Source organism: Vibrio sp. 10N.222.52.B7 (assembly GCF_041474275.1).
In the GTDB taxonomy this organism is placed as follows: domain Bacteria; phylum Pseudomonadota; class Gammaproteobacteria; order Enterobacterales; family Vibrionaceae; genus Vibrio; species Vibrio crassostreae_C.
The window spans coordinates 89,989-111,455 of the sequence record NZ_JBFRTU010000011.1; the positions used below are offsets into that span (position 1 = coordinate 89,989).

At 45.6% G+C, this 21,467-nt stretch carries 22 protein-coding genes; 15 read left to right on the top strand and 7 right to left on the bottom strand.

Annotated elements, in window-relative coordinates:
* Positions 1–60 precede the first annotated feature (60 nt).
* The 8 genes from nrdR (at position 61) to pgpA (ending at position 6,402) form a co-directional block, all read left to right on the top strand.
* Positions 61–510: a transcriptional regulator NrdR gene (gene nrdR, locus AB4512_RS04445; RefSeq protein ID WP_004734394.1), complete on the top strand. Its 450-nt coding sequence runs from the start codon at positions 61–63 to the stop codon at positions 508–510.
* 40 nt (positions 511–550) lie between these two features.
* Positions 551–1,630: a bifunctional diaminohydroxyphosphoribosylaminopyrimidine deaminase/5-amino-6-(5-phosphoribosylamino)uracil reductase RibD gene (gene ribD / locus AB4512_RS04450; RefSeq protein ID WP_017060785.1), complete on the top strand. Its 1,080-nt coding sequence runs from the start codon at positions 551–553 to the stop codon at positions 1,628–1,630.
* Positions 1,631–1,699: 69 nt separating this feature from the next.
* Entirely contained in the window at positions 1,700–2,356 is a 657-nt protein-coding gene (locus tag AB4512_RS04455) for a riboflavin synthase (protein ID WP_010436361.1), read from the top strand.
* 108 nt (positions 2,357–2,464) lie between these two features.
* Positions 2,465–3,574 carry a bifunctional 3,4-dihydroxy-2-butanone-4-phosphate synthase/GTP cyclohydrolase II gene (gene ribBA, locus AB4512_RS04460; RefSeq protein WP_017060784.1) on the top strand — a complete coding sequence of 370 codons (1,110 nt, stop codon included), beginning with the start codon at positions 2,465–2,467 and terminating at the stop codon, positions 3,572–3,574.
* Positions 3,575–3,869: 295 nt separating this feature from the next.
* On the top strand, positions 3,870–4,340 hold the full coding sequence (gene ribE, locus AB4512_RS04465) for a 6,7-dimethyl-8-ribityllumazine synthase (protein ID WP_004741508.1): 471 nt from the start codon (positions 3,870–3,872) through the stop codon (positions 4,338–4,340).
* Complete coding sequence (gene nusB / locus AB4512_RS04470) at positions 4,340–4,807, top strand: transcription antitermination factor NusB (protein WP_004734399.1); 468 nt, start codon at positions 4,340–4,342, stop codon at positions 4,805–4,807. Before ribE ends, nusB begins: the two co-directional genes overlap by 1 nt.
* 114 nt (positions 4,808–4,921) lie before the next feature.
* Positions 4,922–5,896 carry a thiamine-phosphate kinase gene (thiL, locus tag AB4512_RS04475; RefSeq protein ID WP_017066823.1) on the top strand — a complete coding sequence of 325 codons (975 nt, stop codon included), beginning with the start codon at positions 4,922–4,924 and terminating at the stop codon, positions 5,894–5,896.
* A complete protein-coding gene (gene pgpA / locus AB4512_RS04480; RefSeq protein WP_017060782.1) occupies positions 5,896–6,402 on the top strand; it encodes a phosphatidylglycerophosphatase A in 507 nt (168 codons plus the stop codon). Before thiL ends, pgpA begins: the two co-directional genes overlap by 1 nt.
* Positions 6,403–6,521: 119 nt before the next feature.
* Here pgpA and dxs read toward each other — a convergent pair whose 3' ends face one another.
* From dxs to xseB, 3 genes are read right to left on the bottom strand one after another with little or no spacing between them, the layout of a single operon-like run.
* A complete protein-coding gene (gene dxs / locus AB4512_RS04485; protein ID WP_017070488.1) occupies positions 6,522–8,405 on the bottom strand; it encodes a 1-deoxy-D-xylulose-5-phosphate synthase in 1,884 nt (627 codons plus the stop codon).
* A gap of 21 nt (positions 8,406–8,426) precedes the next feature.
* Positions 8,427–9,311: a (2E,6E)-farnesyl diphosphate synthase gene (gene ispA, locus AB4512_RS04490; protein WP_017070489.1), complete on the bottom strand. Its 885-nt coding sequence runs from the start codon at positions 9,309–9,311 to the stop codon at positions 8,427–8,429.
* 20 nt (positions 9,312–9,331) lie between these two features.
* The gene (gene xseB, locus AB4512_RS04495) at positions 9,332–9,574 is read right to left on the bottom strand and encodes an exodeoxyribonuclease VII small subunit (protein WP_004734405.1); all 243 of its coding nucleotides are present in this window, start codon (positions 9,572–9,574) and stop codon (positions 9,332–9,334) included.
* Between the two features lie 298 nt (positions 9,575–9,872).
* On the opposite strand from xseB, the gene pomA reads away from it, so the two are divergent.
* The 7 genes from pomA (at position 9,873) to rlmM (ending at position 17,036) form a co-directional block, all read left to right on the top strand.
* Positions 9,873–10,637, top strand: coding sequence for a flagellar motor protein PomA (gene pomA / locus AB4512_RS04500; protein ID WP_004734406.1), 765 nt, complete (start codon positions 9,873–9,875; stop codon positions 10,635–10,637).
* 12 nt (positions 10,638–10,649) lie between these two features.
* Complete coding sequence (locus tag AB4512_RS04505) at positions 10,650–11,597, top strand: flagellar motor protein MotB (protein ID WP_017060777.1); 948 nt, start codon at positions 10,650–10,652, stop codon at positions 11,595–11,597.
* 318 nt (positions 11,598–11,915) lie between these two features.
* Complete coding sequence (thiI, locus tag AB4512_RS04510) at positions 11,916–13,364, top strand: tRNA uracil 4-sulfurtransferase ThiI (RefSeq protein WP_029235325.1); 1,449 nt, start codon at positions 11,916–11,918, stop codon at positions 13,362–13,364.
* Between the two features lie 671 nt (positions 13,365–14,035).
* A complete protein-coding gene (locus AB4512_RS04515) occupies positions 14,036–14,944 on the top strand; it encodes a transcriptional regulator GcvA (RefSeq protein ID WP_012604639.1) in 909 nt (302 codons plus the stop codon).
* Positions 14,937–15,560: an alpha/beta fold hydrolase gene (locus AB4512_RS04520; RefSeq protein ID WP_102319949.1), complete on the top strand. Its 624-nt coding sequence runs from the start codon at positions 14,937–14,939 to the stop codon at positions 15,558–15,560. The genes AB4512_RS04515 and AB4512_RS04520 overlap by 8 nt, the downstream gene beginning before the upstream one ends.
* A complete protein-coding gene (locus AB4512_RS04525) occupies positions 15,550–15,948 on the top strand; it encodes a DUF423 domain-containing protein (RefSeq protein WP_102319950.1) in 399 nt (132 codons plus the stop codon). Before AB4512_RS04520 ends, AB4512_RS04525 begins: the two co-directional genes overlap by 11 nt.
* Complete coding sequence (gene rlmM / locus AB4512_RS04530) at positions 15,945–17,036, top strand: 23S rRNA (cytidine(2498)-2'-O)-methyltransferase RlmM (RefSeq protein WP_017070491.1); 1,092 nt, start codon at positions 15,945–15,947, stop codon at positions 17,034–17,036. Before AB4512_RS04525 ends, rlmM begins: the two co-directional genes overlap by 4 nt.
* Before the next feature lie 80 nt (positions 17,037–17,116).
* Here the strand turns inward: rlmM and xni are convergent, their stop codons facing one another.
* The 4 genes from xni to AB4512_RS04550 all read right to left on the bottom strand — a co-directional run.
* Complete coding sequence (gene xni / locus AB4512_RS04535; RefSeq protein ID WP_017069498.1) at positions 17,117–17,890, bottom strand: flap endonuclease Xni; 774 nt, start codon at positions 17,888–17,890, stop codon at positions 17,117–17,119.
* A gap of 93 nt (positions 17,891–17,983) precedes the next feature.
* Entirely contained in the window at positions 17,984–19,348 is a 1,365-nt protein-coding gene (gene ppnN, locus AB4512_RS04540; RefSeq protein ID WP_017060771.1) for a nucleotide 5'-monophosphate nucleosidase PpnN, read from the bottom strand.
* 243 nt (positions 19,349–19,591) lie between these two features.
* A complete protein-coding gene (locus AB4512_RS04545) occupies positions 19,592–21,157 on the bottom strand; it encodes a GGDEF domain-containing protein (protein ID WP_372174528.1) in 1,566 nt (521 codons plus the stop codon).
* Positions 21,158–21,275: 118 nt separating this feature from the next.
* Positions 21,276–21,467: hypothetical protein (locus AB4512_RS04550; protein WP_372174530.1), on the bottom strand; the 192-nt coding region annotated here is incomplete at its 5' end.

Consider the following 21,467-nt stretch of genomic DNA (forward strand, 5'->3'; position numbering starts at 1 on the left):
TTTTTCTTTCCTAACGTTTGGCAATTCCGTTACACTGATATTCAATTATTTGGAGGTGATATGCATTGTCCTTTTTGTTCAGAGAACGACACTAAAGTAATCGATTCAAGACTGGTAGCCGATGGCCATCAGGTTCGTCGTCGCCGTCAATGCCTTGCATGTAGTGAACGTTTTACTACGTTCGAATCGGCAGAACTTGTGATGCCTAAAGTCATAAAGTCGAATGGAAACCGCGAACCATTTAATGAAGATAAAATGGTGGGTGGTGTACAGCGCGCCCTAGAAAAACGCCCAGTGAGTGCTGACGCGATTGAACTTGCGATCAGTACGATTAAGTCACAACTCCGTGCAACTGGTGAGCGTGAAGTACCAAGCGAGATGATTGGTAATCTTGTGATGGGCCAATTGAAAGAATTGGATAAAGTGGCGTACATTCGTTTTGCCTCTGTTTACCGCAGCTTTGAAGACATCCGAGAGTTTGGCGAAGAAATCGCTAAATTAGAGGATTAACTCCTCAATCATGTCAAACTTTACTCCCCTAGATTTTCAAATGATGTCGCGTGCTATTCAGTTAGCAAAACGCGGCATTTACACTACTGCGCCAAACCCTAATGTGGGTTGTGTCATTGTACAAACCGACGGTCAGATCGTTGGTGAAGGTTTTCATGCCAAAGCTGGCGAACCTCATGCTGAAGTACATGCCATGCGAATGGCAGGCGACAAAGCAAAAGGTGCGACGGCTTATGTCACGCTAGAGCCTTGTTCTCATTACGGTCGAACGCCGCCTTGTGCTGAAGGTTTGATTAAGGCTCAAGTAGCCAAAGTGATTTGTGCCATGCAGGACCCAAACCCAAAAGTCGCAGGTCGTGGTATCAAAATGCTACGCGATGCGGGTATTGAGGTTGAAATCGGTTTGCTAGAGCAAGACGCTCTCGACTTGAACCCTGCATTTATCAAGCGTATGCAAACTGGCATGCCATTCGTTCAGTTAAAGATGGCCGCTAGCCTTGATGGGCAAACGGCATTGGAAAATGGCCAAAGCCAGTGGATCACATCGCCAGAAGCACGTCGTGATGTTCAGAACTACCGAGCAAAATCAGGCGCTGTGTTGTCAACTAGCCAGACGGTGATTGAAGACAACGCGTCGTTGAATGTTCGTTGGGCAGAGTTGCCAAGCAGTATCAAAGGTCATTACGCTGAAGACGAGCTGCGTCAGCCGATTCGCGTGATTCTTGATCGTCAAAACCAACTGCGTCCTGAACTCAAGTTATTCCAGACTCCAACATCGGTGTTGAGAGTTGCCGAAGCATCTGCTGATATTGAAGTCGCAACCACAGATGCAGGTCAGCTCGATTTGCACGATCTGATGCGTCAATTACCTGCCAATCATATCGACCATATTTGGGTCGAAGCGGGCGCAACATTGGCAAAAAGCTTGATTGAAGAGCAGCTGGTGGATGAGCTAATCCTTTATTTAGCACCTAAACTTATGGGCAGTGACGGACGAGGTTTGATGGGTGCATTAGGGCTCACTTCAATGTCTGACGTTATTGACCTAGAAATTAAAGATGTTCGACAGGTTGGTGTGGATATTCGCATCGTTGCGAAACCCGTATTTCGAAACAGATAGTAACGAAACCACAGTGGAAATAGTTACTCCAACTACATACGTGTCGTTGACAACAAAAAGAGTTTTAAAATGTTTACAGGAATTGTAGAAGCCGTAGGTACATTGAGTGCAATCACTCCCCGCGGAGAAGACATCACCGTAACGGTTAATGTTGGTAAGCTTGATATGGCTGACGTTAAGTTAGGCGACAGTATCGCTACCAATGGTGTGTGTTTGACAGTTGTTGAATATAACGACCACAGCTACAGTGCAGATCTTTCGCTTGAGACCCTGAAAAAAACGGGTTTTGTCGATTACCAAGCGGGCGATAAAGTTAACCTTGAGAAAGCAATGTTACCAACCACGCGTTTCGGTGGACATATAGTGTCTGGTCACGTTGATGGCGTGGGTGAGATTGTTGAACGTAACCAAGTTGGCCGTGCGATTGAATTCTGGGTAGAAATGCCAGCAGAAATCTCAAAATACGTGGCTCAAAAAGGCTCAGTAACAGTTGATGGCATTAGCCTGACTGTGAACGATTTACGTAAGAACGCATTCAAGCTGACTATCGTTCCTCATACTTCTTCAGAAACCACCATCGACCAATTCAATGTCGGTCGTAAAGTGAATCTAGAAGTTGATGTATTAGCACGTTACATGGAGCGTTTACTGCAAGGCCAGCAACAAGAATCTGAGCCTGAATCTCGATTAACGATGGAATTCTTACAGCAGAATGGTTTTGCCTAACCGTTGATACAAAGTGCGTTAAGCGAGACTTTGTAAAGCGAAGCAATATCATCAGGTTTAAATAGTGTCGGTTCTAGGAAGCAGAACCATTTCAAAGGATATAGAACAATGCCAATTAGTACTCCTCAAGAAATTATTGAAGACATTCGCCTAGGAAAAATGGTTATCCTGATGGATGATGAAGATCGCGAAAATGAAGGCGATCTGATCATGGCAGCAGAACATGTGACGCCAGAAGCGATTAACTTCATGGCGATGTACGGCCGTGGTTTAATTTGTCTGACGCTAACCAAAGAGCGTTCAAACCGCATGGGTCTAGCGCCTATGGTTCAAGATAACAACGCACAGTACACCACTAACTTTACTGTTTCGATTGAAGCGGCAGAGGGCGTAACAACGGGTATCTCTGCATCAGACCGTGCAGTGACGGTTCAAGCGGCAGTGGCGAAAGATGCGAAAGCGGCTGATCTTGTTCAACCTGGTCATATTTTCCCACTGACAGCGCAAGATGGCGGTGTTCTGACTCGCGCAGGACACACGGAAGCAGGTTGTGATTTAGCACGTCTTGCAGGCTGCGAGCCAGCATCGGTTATCGTTGAGATCCTTAACGACGACGGTACTATGGCTCGTCGCCCTGACCTTGAAGTGTTTGCTGAAAAACACGACATCAAGCTAGGCACGATTGCTGACTTGATTGAATACCGCAACAACACAGAAACAACGATTGAGCGTGTAGCACAATGCCATTTACCAACAGAGTTTGGTGATTTCGAGCTGGTGACTTACCGCGATACAATTGATAACCAGATCCACTACGCGATGCAAAAAGGCGACCTATCTGAAGGTGCTCCTTTGGTACGTGTTCACCTGCATGACACGTTCACCGATCTGCTTCATTCAGACCGTGGTACTGAACGCAGCTGGTCGCTAGATAAAGCGATGAAGCGTATTGGCGACGAAGGCGGTGTGTTGGTTATTCTTGGCAACGAAGAGTCGTCTGATTCTTTGATTCACAAAGTGAAGACATTCGAAGCGCAAGACAAGAACGAGCAGCCAACTATGGCGAAGAAGCAGGGTACCTCGCGTCGTGTTGGTGTCGGTTCTCAGATTCTTCAAGATCTAGGTGTGCACGATATGCGTCTGCTTTCTTCAAGCACTAAGCGTTACCACGCATTGGGTGGTTTTGGCCTTAACGTTGTTGAGTACGTTTGCGAATAAACCATGCGTTAGCAAGCAGACGTTTCTCCGTTTGTAGCAACATAATTTACCGATGATTTCAGTGGCTCTTTTGGTGATAAATCTTGCCAAAAGAGCAAAGTAGCCAAGTCCGACTCAAAACGTGTTCAACACACAAACTTGGTTACTCGCTGTTCCTATATGCTTGGGATCAGCGCTGCATTATCATCTTTACATTGCCGGTGTCTGTTCTTCTAAATTACCATTAGATATTGCTCACAGTTTTGTGCTAGAATCCGGCGATTCTCACTTGATGAAAATAGTTAAAGGAAGGCTTATGAAAGTGATCGAGGGTGGCTTCCCAGCGCCAAATGCAAAAATTGCTATCGTTATTGCTCGTTTCAACAGTTTTATTAACGAAAGTTTACTTTCTGGTGCAATCGATACTTTAAAGCGTCATGGACAAGTAAGCGAAGACAACATCACTGTTGTTCGTTGCCCTGGTGCAGTAGAACTTCCACTTGTAGCGCAGCGCGTTGCAAAAACAGGTAAGTTCGATGCGATTGTATCTCTTGGTACAGTAATTCGTGGCGGTACACCTCACTTTGACTATGTTTGTAGTGAATGTAATAAAGGTTTGGCACAAGTGTCTCTGGAATATTCTCTTCCAGTAGCGTTTGGTGTTCTTACTGTTGATACGATCGATCAAGCTATTGAACGCGCAGGAACCAAGGCTGGTAATAAGGGTGCAGAAGCAGCACTTAGCGCACTTGAGATGATCAACGTTCTTTCTGAAATCGATTCCTAATGGGGGCCAGTGTGAAACCAGCCGCACGTCGTAACGCACGTCAATTTGCTCTACAAGCAATTTATTCTTGGCAAATTACTAAAGAAAATATTGCTACCGTTGAAGAACAGTTCTTATCTGGTGGTAAGTATGATGAAGAAGAGCATCATGCTGCAGAGCCTGCTCTTGCTATGCCAGAAACAGACGTTGCATACTTCCGCGACCTACTAACTGGTGTTGCTCTTAGCCACATGGAACTTGATAGCAAGCTTCGTCCATTCGTATCTCGCCCTATGCAAGATCTGGATCTGATGGAACTAGCGCTTCTACGTTTAGCTATGTACGAGATGACTCGTCGCGAAGATGTACCATACAAAGTGGTTATCAACGAAGCTATCGAGCTTGCAAAAGTATTTGCAGCAGAAGACAGCCATAAGTTTGTTAACGGTGTGCTTGATAAAGCTGCACCGCACGTTCGTAAGAAATAAGACGTTCGTATATTGAATCTAAAGGTCAGCTTTTGTGCTGGCCTTTTTTGTAACTAAATTTCTGTAATATCCATGATTACGGCGATTTTTATGAGACTAAAGATAGGGCATGTGATGTCTGGCGAATTTAACCTGATTGAAAAATATTTTGTAAATCGACAACCACAACGTAAAGACGTTCTTCTAGCTGCTGGCGATGATTGTGCTTTGGTCAAAGCGCCGGGCAATGTTGAGATAGCGATCAGCACGGACACCTTAGTGGCTGGTACCCATTTCTTAGCTGAGGCGAATCCGGCTTGGGTGGCACACAAAGCGTTGGCTTCCAATATCAGTGACCTTGCTGCAATGGGCGCGACGCCTGCTTGGGTGTCTTTTGCTTTAACCATGCCTGAAATCGATGAAGCATGGCTTGCTCCCTTCTGTGACTCCTTTTTTAAACTCGCAGACTACTTTGGTATTCAGTTAATTGGTGGCGACACAACCAAAGGTCCACTAAGCCTGACACTGACGGTACAGGGCTTTGTTCCTGAAGGACGAGCGCTGCGCAGAGATGGCGCGAAAGTGGGCGACTGGATTTACGTAACAGGTAATCTAGGTGACAGCAAAGCTGGCTTAGAAGTGTTACTTAACCCTGAGCAGAACAGAGCGAAGCCCTATGCTGCTGAGCTTGAAGAGAGACATTATGTGAGCGCCCCACGAGTGTTAGCGGGTCAGGCTCTAGTGAACCTTGCTTCATCTGCGATTGATATCTCTGATGGCGTTATTGCTGATTTAAAACATATCCTTAAGCGTTCTCAAGTTGGCGCGAGTATTGATGTAAGCACGCTGCCTATCTCTCCAGAGTTACGTCAGTTCGCTCCTGATATCACTTCAGCTCAGCAGTATGCGCTAACGAGTGGTGAAGAGTACGAACTGTGCTTTACTGTACCAGAAGAGAATAAAGGGTCGCTGGAAAGTGCTTTGTCACACACTGGTACAAAAGTCACCTGCATTGGCCAGATAAGACCTGTAGAATATTTTGAATTACACAATAATGGTGAACCACTAAGCTGGAACTTAACTGGTTACGATCACTTTAAGGTTAATTGATGACAAACCCACTTTCTCTTATTTCTCTTAAAAATCCTTGGCATTTCTTAGCAACGGGTTTTGGCAGTGGCTTATCGCCTATTATTCCCGGCACAATGGGCACGCTTGCGTCAATTCCGTTGTACCTATTGTTGGTTCAGCTACCGTTTCCTGCTTACGTTGCCGTGGTGGTGGTAAGCTGCATTATTGGTATTAAGATCTGCCAAGTAACGTCTGATGATATGGGCGTGCATGACCACGGTTCTATCGTTTGGGATGAGTTTGCGGGCTTTTGGATCACCATGAGCTTAGTGCCTATGCTGAATATCCCTGCCGATGACTGGAAATGGCTTCTGACTGGTTTTGTGCTTTTCCGCTTCTTTGACATGGTAAAACCTTGGCCGATTGGTTGGCTAGATGCGCGAATTCACGGCGGCTTGGGTATCATGATTGACGATATTGTAGCGGGTATTATGGCGGCTATTTCGTTGTATGCCGTGGCACATTTCGCAGGTTGGTTAGTGTGAGTTAACTGAAGGGCTAAGGTTTAGTTGGCGATACACCAAACTAATTAGCAGATACTAAAAAGGTTGACCCTAGGGCCAACCTTTTTTGTTTGCGGAGCTTACGAGCTTACGTATTAAAGCTACTTGGCAAGATAGTCAGTGATAGACTTCTCAATCCCTTTCGCATCTAAGCCAAGCTCTTCATGCAGCTCACCTTGAGTACCTTGAGCAATAAACTTGTCTGGTAGGCCAAGGTTCAATACTGGCATCAGTAGTTTTTCTTGCATCAAGAATTCAATCACACCCGCACCCGCACCACCTGCAATCGCGTTTTCTTCGATAGTCACTAGTACATCGTGGTCAGCAGCAAGTTGTTTGATCAGAGCTTCGTCGAGGGGCTTAACAAAGCGCATATCTGCCACTGTAGCATCGATAGCATCAGCCGTTTGAAGTGCACTCTCAAGGAAAGTACCGAAGCTTAGGATAGCGACCTTCGAGCCATCTTTTGCTTTTTCGCTTTCGCGAACGATACGACCTTTACCAATCTCAAGAGCGGTAAACTCACTTTGAATCTCAGTACCCATGCCATTACCGCGAGGGTAACGAACGGCACTTGGCCCCGTGTGCTGGTGACCGGTGTAAAGCATTTGGCGACATTCGTTCTCGTCGCTTGGTGCCATGATCACCATGTTTGGAATACAGCGCATGAAACTTAAGTCGAACGCACCTTGGTGTGTTTGACCATCGGCACCGACGAGACCTGCACGGTCAATAGCGAACATAACCGGTAGATCCATGATTGCCACATCGTGGATCAGTTGATCGTAGCCACGTTGTAGGAAAGTCGAGTAGATAGCCACAATTGGCTTATCACCGGCAATCGCCATACCGGTTGCTAGCGTCACAGCGTGTTGCTCAGCAATTGCTACATCAAAGTACTGTTCTGGATACTCTTTCGAGAAACGCACCATACCAGAACCTTCACGCATTGCAGGCGTGATCGCCATTAGCTTAGGATCTTGAGCGGCCATATCACACAGGAAGTCGCCAAAAATCTTAGAGAAAGTTGGTTTAGAGCTGGTGCTCTTAGGCAGACTTGAATGTGCAGGATCGAATTTAGGTACGCCATGGTAGCCAATTGGATCTTTCTCAGCTGGCTCGTAGCCTTTACCTTTCTTCGTCATGATATGCAGGAACTGAGGACCTTTTAGATCTCTCATGTTCTTCAGCGTTTTAATCAGCTCATTGACATCGTGACCATCAATTGGACCAATGTAGTTAAAGCCTAACTCTTCAAACATGGTGCCAGGGACAACCATGCCTTTTAAATGTTCTTCTGTACGACGAACGAGCTCTTTAATTGGCGGAACGCCTGATAGCACTTTCTTGCCACCCTCACGAATTGACGTGTAAAGACTGCCAGAAAGAACTTGAGCGAGGTGGTTGTTTAGAGCACCGACGTTTTCAGAGATCGACATCTCGTTATCGTTAAGGATAACCAGCATGTCATTGTGAATATCGCCCGCGTGGTTCATGGCTTCGAAGGCCATACCTGCGGTAATCGCGCCATCACCAATCACACTGACAACTTTACGGTTCTTACCTTCTTTCTTCGCACTGATCGCCATACCAAGTCCGGCGCTGATCGATGTTGAAGAGTGACCAACAGATAGAGTGTCGTATTCGCTCTCTTGACGCCATGGGAATGGGTGCAGTCCATCTTTTTGACGGATAGTCGATAAGCGGTCACGACGGCCAGTAAGAATCTTATGTGGGTATGCTTGGTGGCCAACATCCCAAACCAATTGGTCAAAAGGCGTGTTGTACACATAGTGCAGAGCAACGGTTAGCTCTACTGTACCTAAGCCTGACGCTAAGTGACCACTTGACTGGCTCACCGAGTTAAGAAGATAGGTACGTAATTCATCACAAAGCTGTGTAAGCGTCTCTTTTGGAAGTAGACGCAAATCCTCTGGCTTATCAGCCAAAGCAAGAGTTGGGTACTTTGATATATCAAGAGTCATAGGTAATGCGCGCTTATTGTCTTAGTTCTTGCGCTCGATGACGTATCGGGCGAACTCTTCGAGTGACTGGGTATTGTATGGGATTGCAGCCAAAGCTTGAAGCGCTTCCTGTAGCAGAGTTTGCGCTTTTTCTTGAGCGCCCTCTAAACCTAACAAAGAAGGGTAGGTGCTTTTGTTCAAATCTTGGTCAGAGCCCTGTGGTTTACCCAAAGTTTCGGTATCGCTAATGATATCTAAAATATCATCCTGAACTTGGAAGGCTAACCCGATTGCATCGGCGTACTTATCTAATTGAGGCATCACTTCAAACGCTTTTTCGCCAGCAGCCAGAGCACCTAAACGAATCGCACATTTCATTAGAGCGCCAGTCTTGTTACGGTGAACTTCTTCTAACTCTTCTAGCGTGACTGAGCGGTTTTCAGCTTCAATATCAAGAGCTTGTCCAATGCACATACCTTGTGCACCAGACGCTTCAGCTAGGCGTTGAATCATTCGAACGCGATTGCTTTCACCGTCAGCACTTAATGTACCTTCCGCAAGTATAGTAAATGCCAGAGTTTGTAGGGCATCGCCCGTTAAAATGGCGGTCGCTTCATCGAATTTGATGTGACAGGTCTGATGGCCACGACGCAGTTCGTCGTCGTCCATTGCTGGCAGGTCGTCGTGAATCAGAGAGTAGGCATGAATACATTCGACTGCAGAAGCTGGAGTGTCGAGTTCTTCAGCGGTGCAACCGAGCATCTCCCCTGTAATATAGACAAGAAATGGACGCGCGCGCTTGCCGCCTAAAAGTAACCCATAACGCATTGCGTTGATCAGGTTCTGATTTTGGTGTGGCAGGCGATCAAGCCAAAGGTTCAGTTGCTCGTTATTACGTGCTTGATAAGACAATAAAGTCTCGATCATAGGGGATCTCATACAATTCGTTATTCTGGTTGTGGGTTAAAGTCACTAAGTTCTGCATTTTCATCATTTTGCAGTAAGATGCTAACACGCTGTTCAGCATCGTTTAGTTTACTTTGACCAGCACGAGCGAGGGAGATGCCTCGTTCGAACTTTTTCAGCGCATCATCTAAAGCTAGATCACCATTTTCTAGTTGATCAACCAAGCCATCAAGCTCTTCGATAGCCGCTTCAAAGCTCATATTTTCAGGTTTCTTAGTAGCCATAATAAATCTGCGTTTGGAAATATGAACGAACGTTACCCTAGGCCGCTGAGATGGTCAAATGTAACCAAGAAATTTTGCTAGAAAGTTCGTTTTTAAGGGGCTTGAACTCACTTTGGTTGAATAACCTTAGCTTTATCGAGTTTATGCGCTAAGGATAAGAGCAATGTAAGCCAATAATTGTGATTCAAAAACGAAAAGTGTGATATTTAGGCCAAGAATTTACTAAAAGATCTTATAGTCTGGCCGATAAAAAGATTATCGTCGACGTAGAGCTACAAAAAAGCATGAGGAGTGCTCAGTGGATTTAGCAACCCTAATAGGTTTGATTGGTGGATTTGCCTTTGTAATCATGGCAATGATCCTAGGTGGAAGCCTCGGGATGTTCTATGACACGACATCCATTTTGATCGTGGTGGGTGGTTCAACGTTTGTTGTTCTAATGAAGTTCACCATGGGACAATTCTTTGGAGCAACCAAAATCGCTGGCAAAGCATTTATGTTTAAGGCCGATGAGCCTGAAGATCTTATCGCTAAAGTGGTAGAGATGGCGGATGCAGCACGTAAAGGTGGCTTCTTGGCACTTGAAGAAATGGAAATCAGCAACAGTTTCATGCAAAAGGGCATCGACCTATTGGTAGATGGCCATGATGGTGATGTGGTGCGTGCTGCACTGCAAAAAGACATCGCATTAACCACAGAGCGTCATGAGCAGGGCGCGAAAGTGTTCTCTGCATTTGGTGATGTAGCACCCGCGATGGGTATGATTGGTACCTTGGTTGGCTTAGTTGCCATGCTTTCTAACATGGATGATCCAAAAGCGATCGGTCCTGCGATGGCGGTAGCACTTTTAACGACCCTGTACGGTGCAATTCTTTCGAACATGGTGTTCTTCCCAATTGCGGACAAGCTTGCGCTGCGTCGTGACCAAGAGACACTCAACCGTCGTTTGGTTATGGATGGTGTATTAGCGATTCAAGATGGTCAGAACCCACGAGTTATCGATGGTTACCTCAAGAGCTACCTCAATGAAGGTAAGCGCACGATTGATGGTGAACCCGCGTAAGAGGATTTGAAGATGGATGAAGAAAATCCATGTAAATGTCCTCCTCCGGGGTTACCTCAATGGATGGGGACATTTGCTGACTTGATGTCACTGCTGATGTGTTTCTTCGTACTGCTGCTCTCATTCTCTGAGATGGACGTACTGAAGTTCAAACAGATCGCTGGATCGATGAAATTTGCGTTTGGTGTACAAAACCGCTTGGAAGTGAAAGATATTCCTAAAGGGACTAGCATCATTGCGCAAGAGTTTCGCCCTGGTCGCCCAGAGCCGACTCCGATCGATGTGATCATGCAGCAGACCATTGATATTACGCAGCAAACGCTTGAGTTTCATGAAGGTGAATCTGAGCGTGCTGGCGGCACAATGCGTGACCAAGGCAAGATGACGGGAGGCAAGTCGCCAGAGGTTTCAACTCACGACAATCAAAACTCTGAGTCAGACCAACAACAACAGCAAGCCGAAGCTCAATCGCAAGAGATGGAAACCTTGATGGAAAGTATCAAGAAAGCGTTGGAGCGAGAGATCGACCAAGGCGCGATTGAGGTGGAAAACCTTGGCCAGCAGATTGTGATTCGAATTCGTGAGAAGGGTGCATTCCCATCGGGTTCTGCTTTCCTACAACCTAAGTTTCGACCATTGGTTAGACAGGTGGCTGAATTGGTAAAAGATGTACCAGGTATTGTTCGTATTTCTGGCCACACCGATAATCAGAGACTTGATTCAGAGCTTTATCGTTCTAATTGGGACCTGTCATCGCAGCGTGCGGTGTCTGTGGCTCAAGAGATGGAAAAGGTGCGTGGTTTCTCTCATCAACGCTTGAGAGTACGCGGCATGGCGGATACCGAGCCAGTCGAGCCGAACGATACTGAATGGCAACGTAGCCTCAACCGCCGCGTTGAAATCAGCATCATGCAGGGCGAGCCGCTTTACAGTGACGAAGTGCCTGTTATTAATGAATAGCCGATACGTGTACACACGGTAACATGCAGATAGCATCGAAAGCCCAACCTTATAATGAGGTTGGGCTTTTTGTTTGCTGGTCTTCAATGATGCTCTCAGCGGTATTTATGTCGTTTTGAGACCTGCTACTTTTAATAACAGGCGGTTTAATTATCGGGTTAAAGCAACCACTCTTTTCCTTGCTTCACTTTCTCATGTATAATTCGCGCCCTTAGATTTAGATATGATCTATTCTTGCTTCAAGTGCTGTGTAAATTCTCTAATTTACTTGGCGATGAGCGTTTTCAAAATTTTGAACATTAATGTTGTGAAAGTACTATGAAATTTATTGTTAAGCCCCATCCGGAAATTTTTGTAAAAAGTGAATCGGTGCGTAAGCGCTTCACAAGGATTCTAGAGTGCAACATTCGTAACGTTATTCAACGTCGCTGTGAAAGTGTTGCGGTATTCAACCGTCGCGATCATATTGAAGTGACGTCTGAGAGTGACCAGTACTACGCAGAAGTGTTAGAGGCTCTGACTCACACTCCAGGTATTCACCACTCTCTTGAAGTTCAACAGTCTGAATTCAAAGACTTGCACGATATTTACGAGCAAGTACTAGAACGCAGCCGTGCTGACATTGAAGGCAAGACTTTCTCTGTACGTGCTAAGCGTCGTGGTAAGCATGACTTTACCTCTATTGAACTTGAGCGCTACGTAGGCGGCGGTCTAAACCAAGCAGTTGAGTCAGCGAAAGTTCGACTTAAGAACCCTGATGTAACCGTTAAGGTTGAAGTGGCTAACGACAAGCTAAACCAAGTTCTAGCTCGTCACAAAGGCCTCGGTGGCTTCCCTCTTGGTACTCAAGAAGATCTACTGAGCTTGATCTCTGGCGGCTTTGATTCTGGTGTTTCAAGCTATCTGCACATCAAACGCGGCTCTAAGGTTCACTACTGTTTCTTCAACCTTGGTGGCCCAGCGCACGAGATTGGTGTTAAACAAGTGGCTCACTACCTATGGAATAAATACGGCTCATCTGCAAAGGTGAAGTTCATTTCTGTAGACTTTGAACCTGTGGTTGCTGAAATCCTTGAGAACGTAGAAGACGGCCAAATGGGCGTTGTTCTTAAGCGTATGTTCATGCGTGCTGGTGGTATGGTTGCAGACAAGTTCAAGATCGAAGCGTTGGTTACTGGTGAAGCACTAGGTCAGGTATCAAGCCAAACGCTAACTAACCTGCGTCACATCGACAACGTGACAGATACTTTGATTCTTCGTCCGCTTATCAACTGGGATAAAGAAGACATCATCGACCTTTCTCGTATCATCGGTACTGAAGACTTCGCTAAGGTAATGCCTGAGTACTGTGGTGTTATTTCTAAGAAGCCAACAGTGAAAGCGAAGAAAGGCAAACTGGAAGCAGAAGAAGCTAAGTTTAACTTTGAAGTGCTGGATCAAGTGATCGAGAACGCTCGTGTTATGGATATCCGTGACATCGAGAAAGAGAGCCAAGAGCAAGCGCCTGAAGTTGAACAAGTTCAAGCTGTTGCTGAGCACGCTATCGTTCTTGATATCCGTAGCCCAGAAGAAGAAGACGAAAGCCCATTAGAGATCGAGGGTGTTGAAATTAAACACATCCCATTCTTCAAGCTTTCGACTCAGTTTGGCGACCTAGACCAAGCGAAAGAGTACTTGCTGTACTGTGACCGTGGTGTAATGAGCCGTCTACAGGCACTTTACCTACAAGAGCAGGGCTTCCATAACGTTAAGGTTTACCGCCCATAGTGGTGTGTTGACCAAGCGTTAATCATTTTGCAAAGCCGTTTACTGAAAAGTAAGCGGCTTTTTTATTTTCTATTGTGAATGATTTACAGTAGTCAGACAGAGGCGTGAGTTTGGGCGTGCTATCGTCATGCTCAGCTTTGAAATTTTTGATTGATAGAAAGAGTGTGTTCTAAACGGGTTTATAAGTACCGAAGAAGTGTGAGTATCTTGAAGTATTCTGTTACTTTTTAGTGCAACTCAATGGTGCTATTTGTATGTGTTCAGTTGATTATTTGAGTGGGTGTCTGATTCTGTGATTGGCGATGAAAAATAATAAAGATTAATTAGCACAGCTATTGATAAACTTGTTGTTACATTTCTTTGCACATAAAAAAACACCGCCCATAAGGCGGTGTAAACAAATTTGACAGACAGGTCAAAATAAATACAGGAAGTACATGCCTCGTTTCAGTATAAACTGCAACAAAACATTTGGTAGAACTCTACCCAACTCGAAAAGAACGAGTTTGCAAACACAACATCGCAGGAGCTAAGCCAATTGATTCTAGAGAGAATCAAGCCGTTCAGGCTAGCTGCTGCGGGATGAAATATAGAATTTCTCTGGCTGCTAGGCAATGGACAAATTATAATGTTTCAGATAAAAAAAACTAATGCTTATTTAGAGAGTAACTATGTCTCGTCGATTACCCCCATTAAACTCGCTAAGAGTGTTTGAAGCTGCAGCTCGACACTTGAGTTTTACGCGTGCTGCAGAAGAGTTGTTTGTTACTCAAGCGGCAGTCAGTCATCAGATCAAAGCGCTTGAAGAATTCTTATCTTTGAAGCTGTTTCGCCGAAGAAACCGCTCTTTGCTGCTAACTGAAGAAGGTCAAAGCTACTTCTTAGATATCAAAGATATTTTCACATCACTAGCAGAAGCGACAGACAAAGTGCTGGAGCGAAGTGAGAAGGGCGCATTGACCATCAGTTTACCGCCGAGTTTTGCTATTCAATGGTTGGTACCAAGGCTCGCTGACTTTAATCAGCAAGAGCCTGATATTGATGTAAGAATCAAAGCCGTTGATATGGATGAAGGCTCGCTAACCGATGATGTAGACGTCGCTATCTATTATGGCCGAGGTAATTGGTCGGGGCTTAGAGCCGATAAGCTTTACCAAGAATACTTGATCCCTCTTTGCTCACCTTCCGTGCTGCTAGGAGTAAAACCATTAGAATCTCTCAGTGATTTAGCATGTCATACGCTATTGCATGATACATCTCGAAAGGATTGGAAACAGTTCGCTAAGCAAAATGGCATCGATGGGGTAAACGTTAATCACGGCCCTATCTTCAGTCACTCAACCATGGTGCTGCAGGCAGCGGCTCACGGCCAGGGTATTGCTCTGGGTAACAACGTGTTGGCGCAGCCTGAAATCGAAGCGGGTCGTTTGATTGCGCCTTTTGATGAAGTGTTGGTGAGTAAGAACGCCTTCTATGTGGTTTGTCATGAGAAACAAGCCGACATGGGTCGTATTGCGACTTTCCGTGATTGGATGCTAGCGAAAGCGCAAAGTGAACAAGAGGACTTACTCGATGAATAACGTCATCATTGATGGTGAAGACAATCCCATCACCTTTATCTTTGCCCATGGTGCTGGCGCAGGCATGGAGCATGAGTTCATGCAGTCGGTAGCCAAAGGGTTAGCCTTTAAAGGGATACGAGTGATTCGTTTCAACTTCCCTTACATGATTAAACGTGCTGAAGATGGTAAGCGTCGTCCACCTGACAGAGCGCCTAAGCTACTTGAAGCCTATCAAGAGATTATTGAGCAGGTTGATGCCGATAAGCTTGTGATTGGTGGTAAGTCGATGGGAGGGCGTATGGCGAGCCATTTGTCTGAACTTGATAAGGTGGCCGCAATGGCGTGTTTAGGTTTTCCTTTCCACCCACCAGGTAAACCCGAGAAATACAAAGGTGAGCATCTGGCTGAGTTAGCAAAGCCATGCCTCATTTTACAAGGTGAGCGCGATACCTTTGGTAAGCGTGAAGAGTTTGCTGATTTTGATCTGTCTGATTCTATTCGTGTTGAATTTATTCCCGATGGCGACCACAGCTTTAAACCTCGTAAGAGTTCTGGTTACACCGAGCAGCAGAATATTGCGTTAACCGTTGAGAAGTTATCAGCGTTTATCAAAGAGGTACTCAATGAGAAGTAAGTATTTACTCACGTTTGCTGGCATCTCTGGTGCGGTTGCTGTGATGCTTGGCGCCTTTGCAGCTCACGGTTTGAAAGCTATCTTGTCTGAATATCTGCTAGGCGTGTTTGAGACGGGTGTTCAGTACCAATTTATCCATACTCTAGCGATATTGGCGTGTGGCGCTCTGCTGCAGATGAAACTTGGCGCTAAATCACAAAAATATTTTTTCATTGCGGCAATTTGCTTTATCATCGGCATCCTTTGTTTTAGTGGCAGCCTTTATGGCTTGGCACTGACAGGAATAAAATGGTTTGGCCCTATCACTCCGTTTGGTGGTCTACTATTTATCATTGGTTGGGGAGTCTTCTCCTTCGCTGCTTTGAATATAAAAGAGGTAACTCAGTGAAACACGTACTACTTTATTGTCGCTCTGGTTTTGAAAAAGAATGTGCTGGCGAAATTCAAGACAAGGCAACACAACTGGAAGTGTTTGGTTTTCCTCGCCTAAAGAACAATACAGGTTTTGTATTGTTTGAATGTTACCAAGCAGGTGAAGCGGACAAGTTGATCAAAGAGATCGATTTCCAATCACTGATCTTTGCTCGTCAAATGTTGGCAGTGGCTGTTGAAATTAAAGACCTGCCGACCGATGACCGTATTTCTCCAATTCTTGAGGCGCTTTCTGAGAAAGAAGGTTTCCCTCGTTGTGGTGATATCCGTATTGAAACGCCAGATACTAACGAAGCAAAAGAGCTTTTGAAGTTCTGCCGTAAATTTACCGTGCCGATGCGTCAAGCGATGCGTGGTAAAGGCCTGATGACAGCGAAAGATAACGCTAAGAAGCCTGTGCTTCATTTATGCTTCATCGCTCCGGGCCACTGTTTTGTTGGTTACTCTTACCCAACGAACAACTCCCAGTTCTTTATGGGTATCCCTCGTCTGAAGTTCCCATCAGATGCGCCAAGCCGTTCTACATTGAAGCTAGAAGAAGCATTCCACGTATTCATCCCTCGTGATGAGTGGGACGAGCGTTTGGCTCCAGGTATGTGGGGTGTTGATTTAGGTGCATGTCCAGGTGGTTGGACTTACCAATTGGTTAAGCGCTCGATGTTCGTTCACTGTGTTGATAACGGCATGATGGCAGACAGCCTAATGGAAACAGGTCAAATTAAGCACCACATGGTGGATGGCTTTAAGTTTGAACCAGACCGTAAGAACGTAACTTGGATTATCTGTGACATGGTTGAGAAGCCAGCTCGTGTTGCTCACCTTATGGGTGAGTGGATCATCAAAGGCTGGGCGAAAGAAGCACTGTTCAACCTTAAACTGCCTATGAAAGGCCGTTACGATGAAGTACTGCAAGATATCGAGAACCTAAAAGTGTTCCTGATTGAGAACAAAGTGAAGTTCAAGATGCAGGCTAAGCACCTTTACCACGATCGCGAAGAGATCACGGTCCACATTCAGGCGCTTTCAAACATCTCACCGCACTAATATTTACGTTAGTGTGTCAGTGATAAAAAATGCTCCTTTAAGGGGCATTTTTTGTATCAATATTATCGAGTCACAGCGACTTAAGCGTTTGCTTCGTAACGAATATCTTGCAGGTTGAACCCTAAATCAATATCGGTTTTGAGTGCCGATACTTGCTTACATACACGAGCGGATTCGATGTGTTCGTCGAACTTCTTACGATATTTTTTCGGCAGATCTTCTGCTTGATAGGCCGCTTCGATATCTGGGTAAGTGGTCAATATCTCTTTGGCTGCTTTTGGCCCGATACCTGGGATGCCCGGTACTTGGCTTGAGCTTACGCCCGTTAATCCCCAGTAATCTGCCAGTTGTTCAGGTTTAACGCCAAACTCAGCTTCGATAAAGGGTTTATCTAACCAGCGGTGCTGGAAGTAATCTCGGATCTGAAGCGTTGGTGACAACAGTTGGCAGTAGCCCTTATCCGTCGAGACGATGGTGACGGTTTCTCCGTGGTCAGCCACTTTCTTTGCCAGTGTTGCGACGAGATCATCCGCTTCATCGCCATCAGACAGCAGTGAATCAATGCCTAACTCCCACCAAGCTTGTTGAATAGCATCAAGGCCTTTCATCAATGGTTCTGGCATCGGTTTACGATTCTGCTTATAAGCAGGAAGCACATCTGCGCGCCAGCCACGGTCTTGTAAATGGTGATCAAATACCGCGATGATGTGGGTGGGCTTTGATTCATTCAGAATCTTATTGAGAGTGCGAATTGTGGTGGTAATGGTTCTTGCTATATCGGTTGGATCCGGCTGAACAGAGTGCACGCGTCGGATGAGGTTTAAGGCATCGATAATAACAAGATGGATAGACATAAGTTTCCACTAAATAGGCAATAAAAAAGGGGCTGCTAGCCCCTTATAGTAACGTATCACTTGGTGAGTTGAAACGTTGGTAACGTAAACGCCTTAATCACGTGAGGCGATTTTATAGCAAGGCACGTAGTCGGTTCCTCCCGGTAACTTCATTCGATGTTGCTCAACAAAGTCATTCAGCAGTTGGTCCATCTTGGTCATTAGCTCTTTGTCGCCATCAATTAGGAATGGGCCGTGCTTCTCGATCTCCAGAATACCCTCTGCTTTGACGTTACCAGCCACAATGCCTGAGAACGCTTTACGTAAATTAGCGGCTAGGCTTTCTGTTTTTTGGTCCATATGAAGATCAAGCGCCGCCATAGATTCGTGTGTTGGGTCGAATGGCAGTTGGAACTCAGGCTCAATATGCAGTGACCAGTTGTAGCTGTAGGCATCACCGGTCTCTTTACGGTGAGAACGCACATCTGGCATCGCTTGTTTCATGATTTTCGCAGCGCGTGCTGGGTCATCAATCACGATCTCGTAATGTTTCTGAGCATCAGGCCCTAGAGTTTCCCCAATGAACTTATCGATTGAGCGGAAGTAAGCCTCACTCTCTTTCGAGCCCGTTAACACAATCGGCATTGGCTGTTCGGCGTTATTCGGGTGCATCATGATCCCTAAGATGTACAGCAGCTCTTCGGCCGTGCCGGGGCCGCCTGGGAAAATGATGATGCCATGTGCCATACGAACAAACGCCTCAAGACGCTTCTCAATATCTGGCATGATCACCAGTTCGTTGACGATTGGGTTTGGTGGCTCAGCCGCAATGATCGAAGGCTCGGTAAGCCCAAGATAACGATGATCGGTGTAACGCTGCTTCGCGTGACCAATGGCAGCCCCTTTCATTGGGCCTTCCATTGCACCCGGTCCACAACCGGTACAGATATTCAGTTCACGGAGGCCGAGCTCATTACCGACTTCACGAGTGTATTGGTATTCGCTGGCATTAATAGAGTGACCACCCCAACATACAATCAGGTTAGGCTCGATGCCTGGCGTCAACGCACCTGCATTTCTCAAGATACCAAACACAAGGTTAGTAATGTGAGTGGCATTAGTCAGGTTGAGCCTTTGGTTATCGGCTAAGTGCATGTTGACGTAAACAATGTCACGCAGCACTGAAAATAGGTGCTCTTGAATACCCTTGATGATTTCACCATCGACAAAGGCATGCTCTGGTGGGTTGCTTAGTTCGAGCTTAATACCACGCTCACGGCGAACGACTTCGACATCGAACGACAGATATTTGTCGAGCAACTCTTTGGAGTTGTCGGTATGGCTACCCGAGTTCAGGACCGCTAACGTACAGTTGCGATACAGTTGGTACAGATCACTAGACGCGGTTTTCTTAAGACGCTCAACCTCAAGTTGAGAGAGTAAATCCATGCTACCGGCAGGGCTGATATGAGTGATCATAGTGCCTCCTTGTTGAAAAGAGCAGGGGACGTTGAAGTGACCCTCTGGCTCGAGAGTGAGAAGCAAACGTTGAAAGTGTTTGGTTAAAGGTGGGGGAGAGTTAACCAGACGAAACGGATACGACAGCGTTGCTTGCCAAGAATGCTTGTTAAGCGAATGTTAATCATTAGCTTAGCAAACATTGAGGGAAATGGTATGTGATAAGTATTTGAAAAAATGAAATAAATTAAATCTAGGGCTGGCCTAGTGCCAAACAAGTTGGTTATTACCGCGTTGTTTTGCTTTATTTAGTGTTGTATTGAGTCGCTCTAACACTTCTTCAGGTGTATCTGACTCTTTAAACTGAGTACTTGCCGCGCATAAAGTAATCGTGATTTGTTGGTCACGGAACTTAAAGGGTAAGCGGCTTACTTGAGTTTGAATGTTTTGAATCACTTGGTGACAATATTCATCGGTTTGCTCTGGCAATAGTAAGACAAATTCTTCACCTGAAAAACGCGCCACAGTATCGGTCGTGCCTGCTTCTTTGGTGATGGTTCTTGCGATGATCTTAAGCGCTTTATCGCCGGCGGTATAACCAAAGCTATCGTTAATGGCTTTGAAGTTGTCGATGTCCAGAAGTACTACGCGCAGTGAGTGTTGTGCGCGGATCCAGCGGCGATACTCAAGCTCTAAGCGATCAGTAAAGGCAGTGCGATTGTAAACCTTGGTTAGAGGATCAAGCAGCATACGCTGAGCCTGATCTTCCAAGCGCTTACGGTAATCTTGCGTCACTTCATAGAGTGAATCTAACTGAGTCTTTCCGTAACTCATTCTCTCTATCAGAGCTTGTTCTTTTTGCTCTGCGTGGTTCAGCCTTTCCGAAAGAGAGGCGATTTCACTGAGTAGCGGACTAATCGACAGCTTTAAACTATCAATATCTTTCGCTTTATCTACCGAGCTTTGGCTTCTAGTGACTAGTTCATTTAACTCAGAGTTTAGACCTTGTCGGTGCTCAAAGTAGCTCTGGCTCTGGTCGGCATTTTGGTCTGCCGTTTTGATGCTGGACGCTAAAGAAGAATTAAGCTGATCGATGAATTGTTCAGACTTCTTACGTTCTAGGTTGGTGCCTTCAATAACCAGTTTGAGGATCTGAAGTGTTAGCTCAAGTAGGTTTTGTGTGGAAACACCAAGCAGCAGCTTCGCTCGAATATCGGTAAGCAGATCACCCGATTCACCCTCGAAGTCGAGTTCAGTGATCAGATGTTGTAGTTCGTTTGATAGGTCGGAAAGGAGCTCTTGTTCCGGAGAGTGCGCAGCGTCAGCAAAATGGGTGCGTGAGTTATTCGCCATAATCTTTATGGCACGCTCATAAATACCGAGAAGTTTCATGGCGTGGTCGACTTTCTGACTGCCATTGCATTCGGAGAAGCTAAGTAAGTTTCGTAGGTCGCGTTTGAGCTGTGCTGGAAGGCCAGTTATGCGCTGCAGCGTTTCCCCACTGTGCTTAATGCTATCGTCCAGATACCCGTTCTGTTTATCCATAGCCAACGTTTTCTGCTTAAGCATCCTTTCTAATACTGCCAGTTTTGGGATCATTGAGCTAATGTCTTTTTGCTTTTCTAGCTCTTCCCTAAGGGCAATGAGGTTTTCATCTAAATGGCTGTTACTACCAACACATGCATCACTTAAAGACGTGACGATACGCTTTAGAACTTTCTGTTCTCTAATAAACTTGAACGAGGTGTCTCTTTGCGTCAAACGGACCTGCTCCAACTGAGATTTCAGCTGGTGGAGTTGCGCCTGAATGTCTTTTTCAAGAATGCCCATAGATGTATTTATTAGCGCCGCGTAGACCGATCTCGATCATTTTGATGAAATTCCGTTACATCGATAATAACAAAACTAAAAATAAGGTCACGACTTGCTGCTCTTAACCGCTCGCAAATCAGTCATCTTTTAGCATTTTTTTGATGTTGTCCTCATTCTGGTACGAGGATTGTATTTTTATTAACCCTTGATTAATCGCATGTTTACACGCTTCTCTTATGTTACCAGTTGCAAGGCTCGCTGCGGGTGCATTATCGATAGCTTTTAGATAGACCCATTGGCTACTGCGCTCTTTGAGACTGATCTCACG